Below are 19601 nucleotides of genomic sequence, written 5' to 3' on the forward strand. Positions count from 1 at the left end.
CTGGGGAGGGGCCCATGATCGACACCACCACAACTCTCGACGTCAAAGATGTTGACGCCGAGGCGGTCTTCGCCGACATCGTCACCCGACTCAGTGACCTGCAATGGAGTCCGGACATGACCGGCCCGCAGGCTTTCGGCGCGATGAAACAAGTCCTGTTGTTGCGGAACCTCGTTGATCACCACGCCACCACCCTCACCGGCGAACTGGACCGACTGGGCGTCGCCGACCACAAAACCACCCGACTGCGGGAGCTGTTGATCAGCATGGGTTTCGCACCCTCGGTCGCTTCGCGGTATGTGCGGGTCGCCGGCACCACCGATATCGATCTGTTGTTGACACATGCCGCGGACGGATCCATCTCCTCCGAACACACCGACGCCATCGTCCGCGGACTGGCCCACATCGACACCCGCTCCCCCGAACCCCTCGACACCGTCCAACGCTGCGAGTTTCTGCGGAAACTCCTGTCGCACTACTTCGCCGGATTCACCCCCGCCGAGATCAACCTCTACGCGCGGCAGTTGGGGAACGAGTTGGCGGCCGACACACCTGGCGGGTTACCGGCCGCCGAGGACAAGACGATCAACTCCTACACCGACCGCATCACCGACGACGGACGGTTGGAGATCTCGGCGAACCTCGACATCATCGCCGGCGAAAAGACCCGCACCCTGATGGAAACCTTGTCGGCTCCCAAGCCTCAGCCCGATGGGTCCCCGGATCCGCGGACGCCCGAGCAGATCTGTGCCGCTGCGTTCGAAACGATCGTCGAACTCGCGGCACAAGGACTTGCGGACACCACCTTCTCCGCCAAACCGACCAACGGCCTGTTGTGGACATGGTCGGCCGACAACCCGGCCGTCGGCGGCGAGTTGCAGAACATGGGTGCGATCACCGAAGCCACCGCGCGGATGCTGTCGTGTGACACCACGATCACCAAGATCATGCTCGACCCCAATGGGGTACCGCTCAGTGTTGGTCAAGAGAAACGCTTCTTCACCCCCGGACAACGCAAAGCGTTGGTGGTGCGGGATCGCGGGTGCATCAAATGCGGAACACACGCCGGACGCTGCCAAGCACACCACGTGCACCACTGGGCCGATGGCGGTCCCACCGACCTCGACAACGGATGCCTCCTCTGCAGCAGTTGTCACGACGATGTGCACCACCACGGGTGGGACATCATCATGGGATTCGACCGACACCCCTGGCTGATCCCACCCGCCAGCGTGGATCCGAAACGACGGCCAGTGCCGTCGTATCACCGCCGCACCATGCGGCTCGACGACGCCGCAGCCTGATTCCCTGCACCCGGCCTGGCCGGGACCGCATCTGTTGTTTGAGAATTCCATAGAGAAATCCCCTCCCGATGGTCGAGGTACGTCGTGCCCGTGGCCCGGAATCCCGTCGGCACAAGGGGCCTCGAGGCTCGTCGCTGGCGCTCCTCGGCACCTCGACCACCGGGATGGAAGGCTGGAGCATTCCCGCGCCGGGTGGGAACGGTCCCCCCGATGGTCGAGGTGTGAGCCGCGTGCGGCGAGCCTCGAGACCGGCCGAGCGTTCAACCCGCTCAGCGTTGCATCCGTACGACCTGGGAGTGGTTGAACTGTGCGCGGCCGGTGATGTGGAGTCCGGCGGCCGAGATCTCCCGGTAGAGTGCCGAGTTGGTGAAATGAAATGGTTGGAAGAACCAATCCGACATGCCGCCGGGGTAGAGCACCGACATTCGTGAACGTTCGCCGTCGGTCACCACCCACACGACGTCGCAGCCGCGCGCGAAGCCTCGGTACGCCGACACCGGTTTCGGGACATCCCACAGTCGGCCCGACTGCGCGGCATCGATTTTCGGTCCGATGTCGTGGAGTCCGACGAAATCATCCGGCTTGGTCTGCAACACCACCCGCTGCGACTCCGGACTCCATGACGGCGCCCCGTCGAAGGCGACGCAATCCCCCGGGGCGGCATGCTCACCTATGTAGTCGCCCACGGCGGAGAAGTCGGTGCCGCCCATACGGCCGTACGGGCCACGCTGAGCCAGGTACTCCGGAGTTGCGGCAGCTGCGAGCGCCACCAGCACGACCACGGTGATCCACCGGTTCTCGCGGGCCACCGTCGTCGCCGACCACGCCAGCAGAAGGGCCAGCGCAGGAACCGTGAACACCAGATATCGGGGGGCATACAACTGGGTCCCGGTCCACGAGATGGCGAAGACCAGCACTGCCGGAATCAACAGCCAACACCAAGCGAGCACGCACAGCCCGGCGCGCTCGACCGACCACGTCAACACCGCCGCGACGAGCGCAACCGCCACCACCACACCGGCGACGATGAGATACGGCCACGACCCGACGAAGAACTCCCACAGGGCGTAGGTCACGACCCGCTGCATCGACATCTCCGGAATCCACGAGATCTGCGCACGCTGACCGTGGACCCACCAGGCGAACGGTGACACGACGATCACCACGGCGATCACTGTGACGGCGAAGCCACGAAATGCGTTGCGCTGCCTCAGCAACAGGTACGCGGCATGGGCCAGAAGCAGGGTGATAGCGAGAAAGAACCACACCACAGCGACGATCGCGACGAGCCCGTAGCCCAACCACCACCATCGCCCGCGGTCGGCGGCGACGATCAGCAGCCAGGTCAGCACGACCGCCAAGAACAGTGTGCCGGCGTAGGACCGGGCCTCGCTGCCCGCCCACATCACCCGGGGGACGGTGAGGAGCATCAGACCGGCCATCACCCCGAAGGGCAGATCCCACAACCGGTTCGCGAGCATGACCATCGCCGCGGCGGCCGCACCGATCGCGATCGCCGACGGAAAGCGCACCGAGAACTCCGACAACCCGAAGATCGCCGTCCACGGTTTGAGCAGAAGGTAGTACAGGGCGTGCACACCGTCGGTGTGGTGCACGAGCGAGAACAGTTGTGTGTAACTGCGATCGACCGAGGAGACGGTCGCCGCCTCGTCGTACCAGAACGACGGACGCCACGAACCCAGTGCCGAGAGCAGCACGCCGACCACACCGACGACCGAGCAGGCGACGAGCAATCGTCGCCGGTCGGTCCGTGGCGGCTCAGTCGCCGTCGAAGAGTCGTTGCCAGTTCTCATGACTGGTGAGTTCCGGCAGCGCCGCCTGCCATTGCGCGGCCAGCGCGGGTGCGTTCTTACGCAGTTCCAGACACAGCGAGGTGAGCTCGCGTAGCTGTCGCACCGCAATCTGCTTGTCGCGGCGTCTGATTCGGACACCGGTCTGCGACGCGTCGGTGACGATCGCCTCGGCGAACAGACCGACATGCCACCAGCGGGCACTGTGTGCCGGAATCGCGACGCGCCCACCGCCGACACGACCGAGCACCTGCTGCACCACCCGCTTGACCATCACCTGATCGAGCTTGTTGTCCTGCGGTTCATGGCCTCTGGTGACGATCCGCGGGTCGCCGACCAACCCTTCGACGGCTTCGTGGCGCACCGTGTCGGGATAATGCGAGCGCAGCTCCGAGAGTTCGGCGAGTTTGGTGCGTCCACCGTCGGCCAGTATCGACGGGCCGGACATGAAGTCGCGCACCGCGAGCAGAAACGTCTCGGCCAGCCCGTACTGCATCGAGACGATGTGCCCGGTGATCTCGCGGGCGACGGTGGTGGCGACCTCCGTCGGATCGAACCGCCCATGGATCGAGGCGACGATCAGCGCGTTACGCCAGCTGAAGTATCGCGACCAGTCGTCGTAATCCTTCAGGTGGAAGTCGGCATGCCACACACCGGCATTGGGCAACGTCACCGTCGCGAACCCGGCCTTGCGGGCCCGGATTCCGAATTCGATGTCGTCCCATTGGAAGAACAGCGGCAACGACAGCCCCGCGGCCACGACAGCCTCGGCCGGCAGCAGACACGTCCACCAGCCGTTCCAGCCGGCGTCGCTGCGCGCATCCTGGTGCTTCTTCAACGCGTTGAGCCCCGACTTGCCGAAAGCACCGGGAGTTCCGGCCTTGAGCTCGTCGAGGGCCTCCCACTCGCTGGTCATGTGCACGCGATAGGTCTCCGACAACAACAGCATCTGCGCTCCGACGATGACCGGGCGGGACGCATTGTTGGCCAGGGCCGACAGGCGCACCACCGACTCCGGCTCGCAGAGGATGTCGTCGTCCATGACGACGATGTCGGTCTCACACTCGCCGGATTTCGTCAGCTCGTGAATGCCGCGATTGAATCCGCCTGCGCCACCGAGATTCGGCTGGATCAGGTACTGCAGGCGTGGTCCCAGAACGTCTTTGACCTTCGAAAAATCGTCGTGGGCGTCGACGCGAGCGGTGCCCTGGTCGACGACGTACACCGAGTCGATCAGGTCCAGCGCCACCGGGTCCGAGGCCAGGGTCAGCAGCGTGGAGATGGCGTCAGCGGGACGGTTGTGCGTGCACATCACCACCGACATCAGCCGGTTGCGCTGCGGCCGGGGCACCGACCACGTCACCTCCGAAATCCGCGCGCCACCGCCAATTGCGGTGGCGTCGAACCAGATTGCGCCACCGTCGACGAAGCGCCGAACGTCGAGATCGAGGACTGCCCGGCCACGACCGGTCACCTCGACGGCGTCGATCGGACGCCATCGACCACTGGGATCGGAGGCCTTGATCTCCACTCGCAGCTGCGCATCGGGTGCGCACTCGTGATCGAACTCGAGTCGGACCGAAGAGATCGTCGTGTAGCGCTGCCAGTAGCTTGCGGCGAAACGGCCGAAATACGTGTTGGTACTGAGGATCGCACCGGGCTCCATACGGACCGTGGTCCGATCCGAGCGGACCAACGCGGCATTGGCGTCGACGTACATCCCCGGAACCACACGGGGATTCGGCCCCGCGAACAGGGTTCGCTGTACCAACATCCGGTCAATTTCCTGCTGCATCGGCCCTCAATAGTCGGTGGACGTGGCGAGTTGCGGTCACCCCAACCCGAACCGAGACTAGCTCACAGCGAACCATCAGCGACGCGCCCGACACGACATGTCCGTTGCTGCCACGTACTGTTCATCGCGGCCCTGACCACCCACCGTTACCGGTCGAGATCGGCAAGCGCCGCTCCGGCAGCGTGAAACCCGCACATGCCGTGCACCCCACCGCCCGGCGGGGTCGACGACGAGCACAGATAGACACCGCGAACGCCGGTACCGTACGGCCGCACCGTGACCCGAGGTCGCGCCACGAGGTGCAGCAGATCATTCGGTCCGCCTCCGATGTCACCGCCTACGTGGTTCGGATTGTCCTGTGCCAGTTGGGCCGGTGAGGTGACGTGCATGTCGACGATGCGATCGGCGAAACCCGGCGCGAATCGCTCGATCTGCGCGGTGATCGCCTCGGCCGCCGGCCCGTCGTATCCGGCGGGCACATGGGCGTACGCCCACAACGGACGCAACGTGCCGTCGGCGCGGCCCGGGTCGGCGAGCCACTGCTGCCCGACCAGTGTGAACGGCCGTTGCGGCATCCTCCCGGCGAGCACCTGTCGTTCGGCGTCGGCGATCTCGGTGTGGCTCCCGCCGAGGTGCACCGTGCCCGCACGCTCGCAGCCGGGTGCGGCCCAGCCGACCTCACCGTCGATCACGTAATCGACCTTGAATGCCGCCGCACGGGGCCGTCGGCGCCCGAACGTGCGGCGTAGCCGACGGGGCATCGCATCGCCGAGGATCTGCGCGGCGGCCTCCGGCAACACGTCGAGCACCACGACGTCGGCGTCGGCGAGATCGGCGCGATCACGCACGTGCACCCCGGTACGGACGTGGCCACCGAGATCACCGAGCAGTGCCGCCAGCGCCGCCGTAATCGACGAGGAGCCGCCCTGCGCGACCGGCCACCCGTGGCGATGCCCGGCGGCCACGAGCATGACGCCGGCCGCCGACGACCCCGGCCGGTCGAGCCGGGTGAAGCCGTGCGCGGCCATCCCGGTGAGCAGCGCACGCGCCTGCGGGGTGCGTAGGAAGCGCGCCAGGACCGTCGCGGGCGGCAGCACCCGCAGGCCCGTGCGTGCGAGGACCAGCGGATGCCGTGGCAGGTGCGCGACGGGCCGGAGGATCTCCGAGGCGACGTCGTCCATCCGCGCCGCGAGCGGGCCGAACAGCGCCTTCCACCGCGCGCCGTCGACTCCGAGCGCCCGCGCGGTCGCGTCGAGATCGCGGTACAGCAGTCCGGCGGTGCCGTCGTCGAGGGGATGGGCGCAGTCGATCTCCGGCCACCGCCACCGCAGCCCGTACCGCTCCAGCGGCAACGACGCGAGAAACGGCGACGCCACCCCGAGCGGATGGAACGCCGAGCAGTGGTCGTGCAGGACACCCGGCCGCATCAGCTCGCTGCTGCGGGTTCCGCCGCCGATGTCCGCGGCCGCCTCGAGCACCTCGACGTCGAGCCCGGCCTGCGCCAGGCGAACGGCGGCGGCCAGCCCGTTCGGGCCCGAACCGACGACGACCGCACGGGTCATTTGATCTTGAAGATCACCGCGTGCTGAACGATGAAGTTGATGATCGTCGCCAGGCCCTGCGCGATGACGTAGGCGAGCAGGCTGTAGAGCAGCTTCTCCGGCCACTGATGCGACAAGAAGGTGTAGACGCCGACGTTGACGACGAACGTCACGCAATAGAGCACGGCGACGGCGACGAAGCGGGCCATGCTGGGTTCGGCGCGGAAGGTCCAGCGCCGATTGAAGATGTAGGCGGTGGTGGTGCCGCAGACGAAGCCGACCGCCTTGGCGAATCCGGCCGGCACCCCGAGCCCGTACTGCAGGATCGCGGTCAGACCGAAGTCGAGGATGCCCGAACCGACGCCGGTGACGATGAACCGGAAGATCTGCGTCGCCAGCGGGACGTTGGTGGACGCCTCCTGATCGTCGAGCGGCAGCTCAGGGACCATCGGCGCATGTCGGGTCGCGAAATCGTCGTGCCCGATCTCGTGCGGGCTCGTCTCGTGCGGGCCGTTCGGCTCACCGGGGATGGGGTCTGGCACGCTGCCACCCTAGACCCTCCGATACCGCACCCGTTCAGAACTCCTCTTCGATGTCGGAGTTGCGCGCTGCGCCCTCACCGCGGTCGAGTCCTTCGAGATCGGTGAGGTCACTCGCGTCGAGCTCGAAGTCGAACAGATCGATGTTCTCGAGCTGACGGCCCTTGTGCGAGGACTTGGGCACCACGCCGATCTCCTGCTGCACCGCCCACCGCAACGCGATCTGGGTGGGCGACTTGCCGTATTTGCGGGCCAGTCGGATGATCGTGGCGTCGCCGAGCATGCCCTCCTTACGCCCGGTCGGATGCCACGCCTGCGCATGGATTCCCTTGTCCTGCATGAACTGTCGCAGATCACCGCGAGCCAGCGCGGGCGAGCACTGGATCTGGTTCACCTCGGGCCACCGCCCGGTCTCGTCGTAGAGCGCCTGCAGGTGGTGTTCCCGGAAGTTGGAGACGCCGGGCACCCGGATGAACCCCTCGTCGGCCAGTGTGAGCAGGGCTTTCCAGGAGTCGACCATCCGGCCCAGACTCGGGCACGGCCAGTGGATCAGGTAGACGTCGATCCAGGACACCCCGAGCCGACGCGCACTCTCCTTGGCAGCAGTGATCGCCTCGTCGAATCCCTGGTCGCCGCCACCGAGCTTGGTTTGCACGATCACCTCGGAGCGGTCGATCCGCGACTCCTCGATCCCCATGCCCACGCTGAGCTCGTTGGAGTAGCGCGACGCGGTGTCGAGTAGGCGGTAGCCGGAATCGAGCGCGTGCGAAACCGCCTGAGCGCACGGCATTCCGAGCATGTCGAAGGTGCCGAGGCCGACCAGCGGCAACGCGAATCCGGACGCGAGGGTGACCGACGGTATGTCCACCTGCCCAGGATATGGGGCAAAGCGGTGGCGGCGCCCGACAACTTCCAGACGGCCCTACCAGTTCGAGACGGCCCGACCACTTCGAGACCAAGCCGCCACGGCGGGGAACCGATGGCGATAGGTTCGATCCATGTTCCGCCGTCTCCCGCGCACTCGCCGTCTCACCCTCGCCTCCGTCGCCATCGCCACGCTGATCTCTTTGCCGGCGCTGGCCACCGGTCCGGCCCACGCCGACGACGACGCCACCCCCGCCCCGGTCACCTCCGGACTCGACGCCACCGGCTACTCCGGACCGATCGGTGCGCCCGGCGCGCTGATCACGCAGGTGCCGTTGGCATCGTCGGTGAGCATCCCGGCGGCCGGTCGCGCCTACCGCGTCCTGTACTCGACGCGTGACATCCACGGACGCCCGGCGGTCAGCTCCGGTGAGGTGCTCCTGCCGAAGCGTCCCGCACCGGCGGGCGGGTATCCGGTGATCGCATGGGCGCACGGGACCACCGGCCTCGGCGACAACTGCGCGCCGTCGGTGCTGCCGCACAGTGACCGCGACGCCACATACCTGGGCCACTGGCTCGATCAGGGATATGCGATCGTCGCCACCGACTACGTCGGCCTCGGCACACCGGGCTTCATGAACTACCTGAGCGGGACCGCGGAGGCCCAGTCGGTGGTCGACTCGGTCCGCGCGGCGCAGCAGATGGATCTGCCGCTGGCCAAGAAGTGGGCGATCGTCGGCCAGTCGCAAGGGGCCGGCGCCGCACTCAACGCCGCACGCCGGGCGACGGCACTCTCGGCGGGCAGCGGCCTGGACTATCGCGGTGTGGTGGCCACCGGCACCCCGGCCAACATCGAGCAGATCGTGGCGCTGGGCGCGCCGGCACCGGTTGCCCTGCCGACCTCGCTGAACGTCTACACCGCCTACATCCTCGCCGGCTTCGCCGATGCCCGCCCCGACGTGAACGTGCCGGGCATCCTCACCCCGCGGGGCCGGCAAATCGTCGCCAAGGCACGCACGCTCTGCTACGCGGAGATGCAGCCGGTGGTCCAGGGCGTCACGCTCGGCGAGTTCCTCGCCAAGCCGGTCTCGTCGATCCCGAATGTGCGTGCAGCACTGACCGACTACATGGGCACCCCGTTCTCGGGGTACGACCGGCCGATCTTCCTCGGGCAGGGACTCCTCGACACCGATGTACCCGCACCGTCGGCGTTGTCGTTGTACGCGCAGATGGTCGCCGCGGGCCAGCCCGTCGACTTCCACGTCTACCCGACCCAGGATCACTCGGGGACCGTGCTCGCCTCGATGCCCGACTCCACCCCGTTCGTCGCGCGAATCATGAAGTAGCCCATCATGACCGCCACGGCGACCTACGACGACGTCATCATCGGCGCCGGGCACAACGGGCTGACCGCGGCCGCCTACCTGGCTCGGGCGGGCCGGTCGGTGCTGGTCCTCGAGGCCGCCGACCACGTGGGCGGCGCGGCCGTCTCGGCGATGGCGTTTCCCGGTGTCGCAGCACGGCTTTCGCGCTACTCCTACCTGGTGTCGCTGTTGCCGCGGGAGGTCATCGCCGACCTCGACCTCGACGTCGAACTGATCCGGCGACGCTACTCGTCGTACACGCCGCTGCCGTCGAATCCCGCGCACGGTCTGCTCGTCGACACCGCCGACGAGCAGGCCACCGCCGCCGCCTTCGCCCGCATCACCGGCAGCGACACCGAATTCGGGGCGTGGCAATGGGTGTACGAGCGGATGGGTGAAATCGCGCGGCGCCTGTTCCCCACCCTCATCGAGCCGCTGCGCTCGGCCGACCAGATACGCGCGCACGTGACCGACGGGGACTCCTCCCTCGCCGAGATGTGGGAGTTGCTCACCACCCGGCCGCTCGGCGAGCTCATCGAGCGGTACTTCGACGACGACGTGGTGCGCGGGATCGTCGCGACCGACGGGCTGATCGGTACCTTCGCCGACCTGCACGACCCCTCCCTGCAGCAGAACATTTGTTTCCTCTACCACCTCATCGGTGGCGGAACCGGCGACTGGGACGTCCCGGTCGGCGGGATGGGCGCCGTGTCGGGAGCGCTGTATCAGGCGACGCTGGCCGCCGGCGCGGTGATCCACACGAACTGCCGGGTGGTCGGCGTCGACCCGGCCGACGGGACCGTCGAGTTCGTGCGCACCGAGGCGAGCGCCACCGAGGCCGGCGGTCATCGGCAACGCATCGGTCGGGTGCGTGGCTCGATGGTGCACGCGGCGTGCGCGCCCGTGGTCCTCAACACCATGCTCGACGACCCCGTCGACACCGAGCACGCGCCGCGCGGCGCCCAGCTCAAGATCAATCTGTTGCTCGACCGGCTGCCGGAGTTGCGGGACCCGAACGTCGACCCGCGGGCCGCGTTCGCGGGCACCTTCCACATCAACGAGTCCTACGAGCAACTCCACACCGCCTGGGCGCAGGCCCGCCGCGGCGAGGTACCCAAGGTACCGCCCTGCGAAATCTATTGCCACACACTGTCGGACACGTCGATCCTGGGCGCCGATCTCGCCGGCAAACACACCCTGACCCTCTTCGGCCTGCACATGCCGCCCGAGGTGTTCGCCGCGCCCGGCGCGACGACCCACGCCGTCGAGGCCACCCTGGCGTCCTTGGATTCGGTTCTCGCCGAGCCCATTGCCTCGGTCATCGCGACCGACGTCCACGGCAACGCCTGCATCGAGGCCAAGACGCCCCTGGATCTCGAGGATGCCGTGGGCTTGCCCGGCGGCAACATCTTCCACCGCTCGCTGCAGTGGCCGTGGGCACCTGAGGACGCCGGCGTCGGCACCTGGGGCGTGGAAACACGGCACCCGCGGCTGCTGCTGTGCGGCGCCGGGGCCCGCCGCGGTGGCGGGGTCAGCGGCATTCCGGGACGCAATGCCGCGGCGGCCGTACTGGGCTGGTGAGGCACTCCGTCCCCGCCGACCCGCCCGGCCCGTCGGCGCGGGCGGGTACTCTCTACCCCGATGTCTACTGAAGAATTGCTGCCGATCACGACCCGCACGCTGGTCGGATGGTCGCGCACCACACCCATCGAAGGGCATGTCCTCTCGACGCCGTATCCCGAGGTCATCGCCGAGGCAGTGGCCCGGGTCGCCGACGACAACGCCGACAAACCCGACTACCTCAAGCGTGGCGTGATCGCCCGCGGGCTCGGCCGCTCCTACAACGAGTCGGGCCAGAACTCCGGCGGCCTGACCATCGACATGACGCCGCTGACGCGCATCCACTCCCTCGACGAGGAGACCGGGATCGTCGACGTCGACGCCGGATTGTCGATCGATCACCTGATGAAGGTGGTCGTGCCACGTGGCTTCTGGGTGCCGGTGATGCCGGGGACCCGACAGGTGACCATCGGTGGTGCCATCGCGCATGACATCCACGGCAAGAGTCACCACGTCACCGGTAGCTTCGGGAACACCGTCGTCGAGATGCATCTACTCGTTGCCGACGGGCGGGTCCTCGTGATCACGCCGGACGGTTCCCCCGACGATCCCGACGGTTCGCTCTTCTGGGCCACGGTCGGCGGAATCGGGCTCACCGGCATCGTGCTCCGCGCCAAGATCGCGCTCAAGCGCACCGAAACCGCATACTTCCTCGCCGACACCTTCACCACCAACAGCCTCGACGAGACGATCGACCTGCATCTCGGGCAGCGCTACGAGGACGGCTTCGAGTACGCGTCGGGCTGGTTCGACACCATCAGCGGCCCACCGAAGCTGGGCCGCGGCACCTTCAGCAGAGGCAACCTCGCGAAGGTCGACGATCTGCCCGCGAAGCTGAAGAAAGACCCGCTCCGGTTCGACGCGAAGCCGCTGATCACCCTGCCGAACATCTTCCCGCGCTACCTCGACAACAAGCTCGACTTCTCGCTGGTGGGAGAGTTCTACTACCGGCTCGGCTCCAACAAGCGCAACATCATCGAGAGCCTGCCGCAGTTCTATCACCCGCTGGATCTGATCGCGGAGTGGAACAACGCCTACGGTCGCGGCGGCGGCTACCCGCGGGGCGGTGGCTTCACCCAGTACCAATTCATCGTGCCCACGGGCAACGAGGCCGAGTTCAAGAAGATCATCACCGACATCCAGGCGTCGGGGCACGTCAGCTTCCTCAACGTGATCAAGCTGTTCGGCGACGGCAACCGCGCACCGCTGAGCTTCCCGTTCCGGGGCTGGAACGTCTGCCTCGACTTCCCGCTGCGCAAGGGGCTCGCCGAGTTCCTCAACGACCTCGACCGCCGCGTGATGGAGATGGGCGGACGCCTCTACACCGCCAAGGATTCGCGGACCTCGGCCGAGAGCTTCCACAAGATGTATCCCGAGATCGATTCGTGGATCGCGACGCGGCGGGCGATCGACCCGAACGGCGTGTTCATGTCCGACATGGCGCGCCGCCTCGAACTCGCCTGATCCCACTCCCCCACAACAGCTTTCCGGAGCTGTCGACACCAGAGAGATTCGTTCATGTTCAACGCCGTTGGCGCACCGCAATCCATCCTCGTCCTCGGCGGCAGTTCCGAGATCGGACTGGCGATCGCGGGTGAATTCCTCAAGCGCGGCCCGGCACGCGTCGTCCTGGCCGTGGTGCCCGGCGACCCGGCCGCCGACGCCGCCGTCACCACCGTCAAGTCGGCCGGCGCCACCGAGGTCGAGGTGATCGACTTCGACGCCCTGAAGCCCGAGACCCACCCCGAGGTCATCGAGAAGGCCTTCGCCGGCGGCGACATCGACCTGGCGATCGTGGCCGCGGGCGTGCAGTTCGACGACGAGGCCGTCTGGCAGGACCACAAGAAGGCCGTCACCGAGGTGACGATCAACTACACCGCCGCCGTCAGCGTCGGCGTCCTACTCGGCGAGAAGTTCAAGCAGCAAGGCCACGGCCAGATCGTCGCCATGAGTTCAGTTGCCGGCGAACGGGTTCGGCGCTCCAATTTCCTCTACGGCTCGTCCAAGGCCGGACTCGACGGGTTCTACCTCGGTCTCGGTGAGGCACTCGCCCCGTCGGGCGCCCACGTGCTGGTCGTCCGCCCGGGCCAGGTCCGCACGCGGCTGTCGGCGAACGTCGCCGAGGCTCCGCTCACGGTCAACAAGGAGGACGTCGCGCGTGCCGTCGTCGCCGGCGTCGATGCCCACAAGGAGATCATCTGGGTGCCGGGTCCGTTCCGGTTCATCATGATGGGGCTGCGCCATGTGCCGCGGAAGGTGTTCCGCAAGCTGCCGGTGTAGCTGTCCTGCCGGTGTAGTTGTCCTGCCGGTGTGGTTGTCGTCGACCGGCACGTAGATGTAGCAGAAGGTCACGCCATGGGCGAACGTTCTGCTACGTCTGCGCTCGCCCGGGTCGCGGTGGCCCGCATCATCCACCAGCCTGTCACCGCGGCACAGCCCGATACCGCCAGCAGGGCGCCGAAGGCAACCTGAAATGCGTTCTGCGGGTCGGCTACTCGCGTCGCGATGAGCACGGCGAAGATCGCTCCGCCGAACGAACCCCCCACCCGTTGCAACACGTTGACCTGCGTGACCCCGTCGGCAAGCTGATCGGTGCGCACCGCCTTGTACGCGGCAACCCCGGCCGGCATCGCGGTGAGCGAGACGGCCGCACCGAGTACGACCAGCAGGGGCTGCACGACGACCAGCGGCGCGGTCGTGGGCAACACCATCAACGCGCCACTGCCGACCATCGCAAGGAATCCGCCGGCCAGCGCGACCGGCCCGGGGCCGTATCGATCGATCCAGCGACCGGTGAACGGCGCGCACACCGCGGTCGCCAGCGCGGCGCCGAGCAGGTTGAGTCCCGTGGCCAACGCATCGAGGTCTCGGGCCAGTTGGAAGTACAGCGTGAACACCAGTCCGCTGCCGAAGACCAGCGCACCGGAGAACAACGCGGCGACGCTGCCCACCCGGAAGCCCCGCACGCCGTAGAGCGACAGATCCATCAACGGATTCTCGGCGCGGCGGCTGACGACGACGAAGGCCACCAGGATCACCACCCCGGCGCCGAGCGCGGCGCCGATGAGCGGCGTGAGCTTCCCGGCGTCGCCCCACTGCGTCATCCCGAACATCACCAAGGGCAGACCCGCCGTCGCGAGAATCACCCCGGACCGGTGCAGCCGAACCGCCGGATCGGCTACTCCACGAGGAATCATCCTGCGCCCCAACACAACCCCGACCACGCCGATCGGGAGGTTGATCACGAACAACCAGTGCCACGACAATCCCGTCAGGATCAGCCCACCCACGAACGGGCCAAGGGCCGGTGCGGCCCCCACCACGATCCCCAGGGCACCCATCACGCGGCCGAGCCGTTCGGGCCCGACCGCCTGTCCGAGGATCGTTTGACCCGCGGGAATCAGCACCCCACCGGCAAGCCCCTGCAGCACTCTCGCGGCGATGAGCAGCCCGATACCTGGCGCCATGGCGCACAACGCCGATGCCACCGTGAAGGCGGCGAGAGCGTGCAGCCAGATCACGCCGGTGCCGTAGCGACGACCCAGCCACCCGGCCAACGGCAACGAGAGTGCCAGCGCCAGAAGGTAGGCGGTCGCGACCCACTGTGTCTGCGACAGCGGCGCTTCGAGATCGGCGCCGATGTCGGTCAGGCCGACGTTGACCACCGACACATCGAGTCCGGTGGCGAACGCGCCGAGCACGATCACCCCGCACAGCCGCCTCGTTCGCCGGTCGAGACGAGGATCGGAACGCGTTGTGGCACGAGCTGATACACGCCTCATGTCGGCACCGACGCACGCAACGGGCGCAGGGCCGCCGACCACTGCACGAGTTCGTCGAGCATGCGCTCGAAGCGGTGGACGCGCCGCTCGCCGGGTTGCGGCTCGTCGAGCAGGGGCAGGTCGAAGTCGGCGATGTCGATGATCGACACGTCGGCCCGACCGGCCAGAGCCTCGCGGGCGAGATGCGCCGCCCATTCGGCGACCAGATACGACCGTCGTCCCGGGCGCGTGCTCCCGACGAGAACCGCCAGGCGTAGCCGTTCCGAGTCCGACTGCTGTGTGGAAGGTGAAGGTGTCATGAGCTCAAAGTACAACGATCATTGCACTTAGTGCAATGTTGATTGCACGTTTGGTTGGTGGGACCATGTTCGGATGCGAGCAGACAAGCAACGGGCGCTTCTCGACGGGGCGCTACGGGTCTTCGCCCGTGACGGGTACAGCCGCGCGAGCATCACCGACCTCGCAGCCGAGTCCGGGGTCTCGACGAGGACCATCTACAACCAGTACGGCGACAAGGAATCACTGTTCAAAGCGGTGATCCTGGATAGCGCCACACGGGTTGCCGAACTGCAGATCGCCACGGCCGACCGCCTCCTGGGCCGGATCGTCGAGCCGGAAGCAGATCTGATCGCCTTCGGTCGGCATTGGTCGACGACGGATCCCGCGGTGGAGACCCATTTCGCGATGGTGCGGCAGATCAACGCCGACGCCGCGCACATCGCGCCGGAGACGTTGCGCGCCTGGCGTGACGCCGGGCCGTTGCGGGTCCGACACGCGATCGCCGGGCAACTGCGGCGTCATGCCGACGCAGGCATGTTCGTCATCGACGACGCCGAGATCGCCGCGCTGCAGCTAATCATGCTCACCGCCGGGAGCGTGCAGGAACTCCCGGCAGTCCGCGGTCCGGGCGACCCGGACACCGTCATCCGTGCCGGGGTCCGCACGTTCCTCGCCGCCTACGCCGCTCGGCCGCCGGGTGAGACACAGCCGTCTGCGCGATCAGGCGCCGCAGCCGGGTGATCCGTGGCCTGACCGGCACCACGTCAACTCCGAACCGGTTTCGCCGAGACCTGTCGTGACGAGGATCTCCGTGCCCGCGGAATCGACTGTCGGCGTTGCGGTGAACGTCTGGCCGGTGGCCATACCGCCGACGCCGTCGCCCGACCTCTCGATCAACCCGGTGAACGTCGCGGTGATCACGCCCCGGTCGATGGTCCAGGTGAATCCCCATTTCTCGCCGTCGATGGCGTTGGCACCCAAGAACACCGACCCGGTGGTGTGGTCGCCGTTGAACGTCAACGAACTCTCGTGACGCTGCCAGGCACCGAGGTAGGCCGACGCACCGATACCGTGGCCGGGCGGCAGGGGGTTGGTGGTCGGCGGTCGAGTGCCGACGGGAGACGCCAGCGCGTCCCCGGTGGTGGTCTCGACCGGACTGGTAGCGATGATGCTCGTCGCGACGGTGCCGGACACCGGTGCCGACGCACGCGTGGTCTGTGTCGCGGTCACGGTGACCACACTCGACGCCGACGACCCGGTGCCGGTGTCGGCGCACCCGGTCACCAGCGGCAAGGCCGCCACAGCGGCCACGACTCCTACCCACACCCAACGGTGGCGCATGACGAACCCCATTCCTTAGCCGAGCAAAGTTGCGGACAAGGATGTGATCGCCGTCATGACCAGGCCGGTTACCGTGGTCGGCCGGTTGACCGACCACGCGCGACCCGGCGGCGTGGACCCTCAGGGCGCGCGCCGCTCCCACGCCTGATGGAGCAGGTCGTCGACGAGCGCGTCGTCGGCAACGTCGAGATCGACCTCGAGAGCGGAAAGCTTTTTACCCCAATAGAACTCGCGACAGGAGTCGGGATGACTCACCGCCTCCGAACGGATGCCGTGCTCGTCGAGCATGACGCGCAACCGATTCGACGTGGGCAGGGTGGCGATGATCCTGCCGCCGAGCCGGAACGACGGGAAGCCGTGGTGGTCACGCTCGACCACATCGGGGAGAGCGAGCGCGAGGTCGCGGACGACGCTCTCTGCGGTCACGGGCCCTCCAGCGGGGTGTGGAAGTACCAGAGGTGCCCCTCGAGGTCTCGCACGCCGTATTCGCGCACGCCATAGGGCTGGTCGGTCGGTTCCGCGACGATCGTCGCGCCGTATTCGCGGGCCCGCTCGTGGTGCGCGTCGACGTCGTCGACGGCGATGACGACCATGCTGCTGACCGCACCGAGCTCGCGCGGGGATCGGTAGCCCTCACCACTGGGGTGTAACCACAACGCCTGGTCTCCGGCGTAGACCTCCGCGTGTACCGCCGTCCCGTCCGGGGAGCGTTCGATCGGCCCCCCGGTCAGTCCGAACGTCTCGATCAGAAAGGCGTGCGCCGCAGGCAGGTCGTCGTAGACGAGCAGCGTGGTGGTGCCGCGAACCGGTGAATCGAGCATGGTCATCTCCTCCATGATGGTGAACAGGTCGTTGGACGACGCCTGTCCGAAGCTGTCGATCACGCGTGTGATCGCCCGCAGGTGTGTGCTGAGCCGTGCGGTGGCCGCAAGGGCACGCTCTGTCTCCGCGGCGTGGCGCGACACCATCTCCGCCATGTCCCACTCGGGATCGTCGAGCAAGGCCCGGATGTCGGCGAGCCCGAACCGCAGCCGCCGCAGCGCCAGGATTCGGTACAACCGTGCGACGTTGTCGGGGTCGTAGAGCCGGTGCCCGCCCGAGGTCCGCCCGGAGGGTTGCAGCAATCCGGACTGGTCGTAGTGCCGCAACGTCCGCACCGTGACGCCGGTCAGCTCGGCGAGTTCACCGACCCGCCAACCGTGCTCACTCGCGCCGAGGGGCGTCGAACCGGTGGTACTCGTGCGGGTGGTCGCCATGGATACGAAGACTAGAAGCTGACGCCGCGTCCGATGCAAGCCTCGACAGTGAGCATTTACCGACGCCGTCGGGGTCCGGGTACCGGCGCTACTGCTAGAACTGGTGGCGTGACGTCAACGCAGAGCCCGGCCACCGACGCCCCCCGACCGCCCGGGGCCGCGGCCCGTCGCCTCGCGAATCCGCACGTCATCACCGTGATCGAGCTGGTCGTGGCCGTCGTGATCGGCGGAGTCGTCGCAATGGTCGGACTCAAGGTGATCGACGCCGTCCAGTGGCCCGCGTTCAATTCGTCGAACGTCACACGGGCGTTGACCACCGTCGGTCAGGTGATCGCGGTGCTGCTGCTCGTGGGCGCGGCGATCCTGTATCGCTACGGCCGGTCGCGATGGCTGACCACGCTGGTGTCGACGGTCGGCGTGGCCGGGCTGGTCACCGCCACCCTCGGCATGCCGCTCGGCGCGACCCGGCTCTATCTGTTCGGCCTCTCGGTCGATCAGCAGTTCCGCACCGAGTACCTGACCCGCATGACCTCGAGCCCGCATCTGGCGGACATGACCTACGTCGATCTGCCGCCGTACTATCCGGCCGGGTGGTTCTGGTGGGGTGGGCGGTTCGCCAACGCGATGGGTCAGCCCGGCTGGGAGGCCTACAAGCCGTGGGCCATCCTGACGATCGCGGTGGCCGCCGCGATCGGTGTGGTGCTGTGGAACCGGATGCTCGGCGCCGACCGGGGCGCGGCGGTCGCATTGGCGGTCACGGTGACCACCCTGATGCAGGCCTCCCCCGAACCGTATGCGGCGGTGCTGATCGTGATCGGCATCCCGCTGCTGATCCCGATGATGTACGGCCTGCGCGGACACGGACGTCTCGCCGACGGCCCATCAGGGTGGTTGCGTTCGGGGACCAGCTGGTGGGCGGTCGTCGCAGGTGGGGTGTTCCTCGGACTGTGCGCCGCCTCGTACACCCTCTATGCCGGACTGTTCGCCGGGGTTGCGGTTCTGATGGCGCTGGCGGTGATCGCCGTCGGCTGGCGTGGGGTGGCGAACAAGGCCGTTGCCGCGCAAGCGGTTTCCGCGGCGAGGCGGAGCCTGGTCATCGCGGTGGCGGTGCGGCTGATCGTCATGGCGGTGGTCTCGGGCCTGATCGCACTGCTGGTGTGGACGCCGTATCTGCTGGCGCGGCTGCGTAACGAACCGTCGAGCGGGGGCACCGCCGAGCACTATCTCCCCGGCCGCGGATCGGTGCTGCCGCTGCCGATGTTCGAGTTGAGTCTGACCGGTGCGATCACGATGATCGGGCTGCTGTGGATTCTGCTGCGGTTCCGGCAGCGCACGGTGGCCCTGACCTTCGGGATCACCGTTGTCGGCATCTACCTGTTCTGCCTGTTGTCGATGCTGCGCACCGCCACCGGCTCCACCCTGCTCTCCTTCCGCCTCGAGCCGATCCTGATCGCGGTGCTCGCCGCCGCGGGTGTGCTGGGCGTCGTCGATCTCGCACGCTGGGCGGTCGGGCGCTTCGGCGACATCCGCGTCGTCATCGGTGTGGTGGCGGCGATCGCGGCCGTGGCCATGGCGCAAGGGATTCCGGACTATCTCTCCAACGAGATCAACACCGCCTACACCGACACCGACGGCTTCGGGCAGCGCGCCGACCAGCGGCCGGCCGGCGCCGAATCGTTCTTCCCGCAGATCGATCGGCTCATCACCGAACAGACCGGACGACCGGCCACCGACAACGTGGTGCTCACCGCCGACTACGGCTTCCTCTCGGTCTATCCGTACTGGGGGTTCCAGGGGCTGACCTCGCATTACGCCAATCCGCTCGCCGAGTTCGACAAGCGCGCCGCGACCATCGAGAAGTGGACTCAGGCAACGACTCCCGACGAGATGATCAACCAGCTCGAGCATTCGCCGTGGCGGGCACCCAACGTCTTCCTGTTCCGCTACTCCGCGGGCGGATACACGCTGCGGCTGGCGCAGGACGTCTACCCCAACGACCCGAACGTCAAGCGCTACACGGTCACCTTCGACCCCAAGGCCTTCGCCGACCCACGGTTCGAGGTCACCGAGGTTGGGCCCTTCGTGCTGGTCGTGCGGAAGTGAGG

At 67.5% G+C, this 19601-nt stretch carries 17 protein-coding genes; 7 read left to right on the top strand and 10 right to left on the bottom strand.

Annotated elements, in window-relative coordinates; all coding sequences use genetic code 11:
• Positions 1-14: 14 nt before the first annotated feature.
• Complete coding sequence (locus QNM97_RS21780; protein ID WP_283820293.1) at positions 15-1304, top strand: HNH endonuclease; 1290 nt, start codon at positions 15-17, stop codon at positions 1302-1304.
• 269 nt (positions 1305-1573) lie between these two features.
• Here QNM97_RS21780 and QNM97_RS21785 read toward each other — a convergent pair whose 3' ends face one another.
• From QNM97_RS21785 to QNM97_RS21805, 5 genes are all read right to left on the bottom strand, one after another.
• A complete protein-coding gene (locus tag QNM97_RS21785) occupies positions 1574-3118 on the bottom strand; it encodes a glycosyltransferase family 39 protein (RefSeq protein ID WP_283820294.1) in 1545 nt (514 codons plus the stop codon).
• Positions 3084-4910, bottom strand: coding sequence for a glycosyltransferase (locus QNM97_RS21790; protein WP_283820295.1), 1827 nt, complete (start codon positions 4908-4910; stop codon positions 3084-3086). Before QNM97_RS21790 ends, QNM97_RS21785 begins: the two co-directional genes overlap by 35 nt.
• A 146-nt stretch (positions 4911-5056) precedes the next feature.
• Positions 5057-6472, bottom strand: a complete 1416-nt coding sequence (locus QNM97_RS21795; protein WP_283820296.1) for a phytoene desaturase family protein — start codon at positions 6470-6472, stop codon at positions 5057-5059.
• Entirely contained in the window at positions 6469-6993 is a 525-nt protein-coding gene (locus tag QNM97_RS21800; protein WP_283820297.1) for a GtrA family protein, read from the bottom strand. Before QNM97_RS21800 ends, QNM97_RS21795 begins: the two co-directional genes overlap by 4 nt.
• 34 nt (positions 6994-7027) lie before the next feature.
• Positions 7028-7858 carry an aldo/keto reductase gene (locus tag QNM97_RS21805; protein ID WP_283820298.1) on the bottom strand — a complete coding sequence of 277 codons (831 nt, stop codon included), beginning with the start codon at positions 7856-7858 and terminating at the stop codon, positions 7028-7030.
• Between the two features lie 130 nt (positions 7859-7988).
• On the opposite strand from QNM97_RS21805, the gene QNM97_RS21810 reads away from it, so the two are divergent.
• From QNM97_RS21810 to dprE2, 4 genes are read left to right on the top strand one after another with little or no spacing between them, the layout of a single operon-like run.
• Entirely contained in the window at positions 7989-9200 is a 1212-nt protein-coding gene (locus QNM97_RS21810; protein ID WP_283820299.1) for an alpha/beta hydrolase family protein, read from the top strand.
• A gap of 6 nt (positions 9201-9206) precedes the next feature.
• Positions 9207-10799, top strand: coding sequence for a phytoene desaturase family protein (locus QNM97_RS21815; RefSeq protein ID WP_283820300.1), 1593 nt, complete (start codon positions 9207-9209; stop codon positions 10797-10799).
• 60 nt (positions 10800-10859) lie between these two features.
• Positions 10860-12302 carry a decaprenylphosphoryl-beta-D-ribose oxidase gene (dprE1, locus tag QNM97_RS21820; RefSeq protein ID WP_006369265.1) on the top strand — a complete coding sequence of 481 codons (1443 nt, stop codon included), beginning with the start codon at positions 10860-10862 and terminating at the stop codon, positions 12300-12302.
• A gap of 54 nt (positions 12303-12356) precedes the next feature.
• On the top strand, positions 12357-13118 hold the full coding sequence (dprE2, locus tag QNM97_RS21825) for a decaprenylphospho-beta-D-erythro-pentofuranosid-2-ulose 2-reductase (RefSeq protein WP_283820301.1): 762 nt from the start codon (positions 12357-12359) through the stop codon (positions 13116-13118).
• Between the two features lie 68 nt (positions 13119-13186).
• On the opposite strand, the gene QNM97_RS21830 is transcribed toward dprE2, so the two are convergent.
• On the bottom strand, positions 13187-14539 hold the full coding sequence (locus tag QNM97_RS21830) for a DHA2 family efflux MFS transporter permease subunit (RefSeq protein WP_283820302.1): 1353 nt from the start codon (positions 14537-14539) through the stop codon (positions 13187-13189).
• Between the two features lie 77 nt (positions 14540-14616).
• On the bottom strand, positions 14617-14919 hold the full coding sequence (locus QNM97_RS21835; protein WP_283820303.1) for an NADPH-dependent FMN reductase: 303 nt from the start codon (positions 14917-14919) through the stop codon (positions 14617-14619).
• 73 nt (positions 14920-14992) lie between these two features.
• Here QNM97_RS21835 and QNM97_RS21840 point away from each other — a divergent pair, with 73 nt between their 5' ends.
• The gene (locus tag QNM97_RS21840) at positions 14993-15640 is read left to right on the top strand and encodes a TetR/AcrR family transcriptional regulator (protein WP_283820304.1); all 648 of its coding nucleotides are present in this window, start codon (positions 14993-14995) and stop codon (positions 15638-15640) included.
• Here QNM97_RS21840 and QNM97_RS21845 read toward each other — a convergent pair.
• The 3 genes from QNM97_RS21845 to QNM97_RS21855 all read right to left on the bottom strand — a co-directional run bounded on the left by QNM97_RS21845 (position 15620) and on the right by QNM97_RS21855 (position 17496).
• Positions 15620-16210: a hypothetical protein gene (locus tag QNM97_RS21845; protein WP_283820305.1), complete on the bottom strand. Its 591-nt coding sequence runs from the start codon at positions 16208-16210 to the stop codon at positions 15620-15622. The genes QNM97_RS21840 and QNM97_RS21845 overlap by 21 nt on opposite strands.
• Before the next feature lie 150 nt (positions 16211-16360).
• Positions 16361-16666, bottom strand: a complete 306-nt coding sequence (locus QNM97_RS21850) for an MmcQ/YjbR family DNA-binding protein (protein ID WP_208793707.1) — start codon at positions 16664-16666, stop codon at positions 16361-16363.
• A complete protein-coding gene (locus QNM97_RS21855; RefSeq protein WP_283820306.1) occupies positions 16663-17496 on the bottom strand; it encodes a MerR family transcriptional regulator in 834 nt (277 codons plus the stop codon). Before QNM97_RS21855 ends, QNM97_RS21850 begins: the two co-directional genes overlap by 4 nt.
• Positions 17497-17604: 108 nt before the next feature.
• Between QNM97_RS21855 and QNM97_RS21860 the strand changes: the two genes are divergently transcribed.
• Complete coding sequence (locus QNM97_RS21860; RefSeq protein ID WP_283820307.1) at positions 17605-19599, top strand: galactan 5-O-arabinofuranosyltransferase; 1995 nt, start codon at positions 17605-17607, stop codon at positions 19597-19599.
• Positions 19600-19601: the final 2 nt, after the last annotated feature.

Source organism: Gordonia sp. L191 (assembly GCF_030077625.1).
In the GTDB taxonomy this organism is placed as follows: Bacteria; Actinomycetota; Actinomycetes; order Mycobacteriales; family Mycobacteriaceae; genus Gordonia; species Gordonia polyisoprenivorans_A.

Excerpts from the sequence above, each read along its gene's own strand:
- QNM97_RS21780 (WP_283820293.1), top strand. The coding sequence starts at position 15 with ATGATCGACACCACCACAACTCTCGACGTCAAAGATGTTGACGCCGAG.
- QNM97_RS21785 (WP_283820294.1), bottom strand. The coding sequence starts at position 3,118 with ATGAGAACTGGCAACGACTCTTCGACGGCGACTGAGCCGCCACGGACC.
- QNM97_RS21790 (WP_283820295.1), bottom strand. The coding sequence starts at position 4,910 with ATGCAGCAGGAAATTGACCGGATGTTGGTACAGCGAACCCTGTTCGCG.
- QNM97_RS21795 (WP_283820296.1), bottom strand. The coding sequence starts at position 6,472 with ATGACCCGTGCGGTCGTCGTCGGTTCGGGCCCGAACGGGCTGGCCGCC.
- QNM97_RS21810 (WP_283820299.1), top strand. The coding sequence starts at position 7,989 with ATGTTCCGCCGTCTCCCGCGCACTCGCCGTCTCACCCTCGCCTCCGTC.
- QNM97_RS21815 (WP_283820300.1), top strand. The coding sequence starts at position 9,207 with ATGACCGCCACGGCGACCTACGACGACGTCATCATCGGCGCCGGGCAC.
- dprE1 (WP_006369265.1), top strand. The coding sequence starts at position 10,860 with ATGTCTACTGAAGAATTGCTGCCGATCACGACCCGCACGCTGGTCGGA.
- dprE2 (WP_283820301.1), top strand. The coding sequence starts at position 12,357 with ATGTTCAACGCCGTTGGCGCACCGCAATCCATCCTCGTCCTCGGCGGC.
- QNM97_RS21835 (WP_283820303.1), bottom strand. The coding sequence starts at position 14,919 with ATGACACCTTCACCTTCCACACAGCAGTCGGACTCGGAACGGCTACGC.
- QNM97_RS21840 (WP_283820304.1), top strand. The coding sequence starts at position 14,993 with ATGCGAGCAGACAAGCAACGGGCGCTTCTCGACGGGGCGCTACGGGTC.
- QNM97_RS21855 (WP_283820306.1), bottom strand. The coding sequence starts at position 17,496 with ATGGCGACCACCCGCACGAGTACCACCGGTTCGACGCCCCTCGGCGCG.